Genomic DNA, 515 nt, shown 5'->3' with positions numbered 1-515 from the left:
TGTCAAGCATGGTGGAGGCAGTATCATGGTTTGGGGATGCATGAGTGCTGCTGGTGTTGGTCATCTCACTGTCTGTGATGGCACATTGAACTCTACCAAGTATTGTACCATTCTCGAAACCCACATGCTCCCTTCTGCGCGTGCACTGTTCCATCGAGGTAAAAACTGGATGTTTCAACAAGATAATGCCCCCTGCCACACATCCAAGGCCAGTAGAACTTGGCTGCAGGAGCACAGTATCCAGGTCTGAGAGTGGCCAGCTCAATCCCCAGACATGAGCCCCATTGAAAATCTGTGGTGGATTATCAAAAGGTCTGTTTCAAAGCATAAACCAAAGAATTTAGAAGAATTAAAAGCAGTAATTCAAGAAGAATGGGACAAGATTACCCCTCAACAGTGTGAAAGGCTCGTGGGGAACATGCCAGCCAGGATTAGAGCTCTACTACGTGCCAATGGCAGGACTACTAAATATTAATTTGATGATGTGATGGTTTATTTATTTTTTTGTTCAGTTT

1 protein-coding gene is annotated in these 515 nt (G+C 44.7%); it reads left to right on the top strand.

What is annotated here, in order from left to right; genetic code table 11:
* Positions 1–250, top strand: a 250-nt coding sequence (locus R7O13_RS30985; RefSeq protein WP_318305741.1) for a hypothetical protein, incomplete at its 5' end; no start/stop codon positions are given.
* Between the last annotated feature and the right edge of the window lie 265 nt (positions 251–515).

This window comes from Vibrio sp. Y176 (assembly GCF_033438945.1).
The sequence above is the reverse complement of the archived record's forward strand: the minus strand, read 5'-3'. Positions and strand labels throughout refer to the sequence as shown.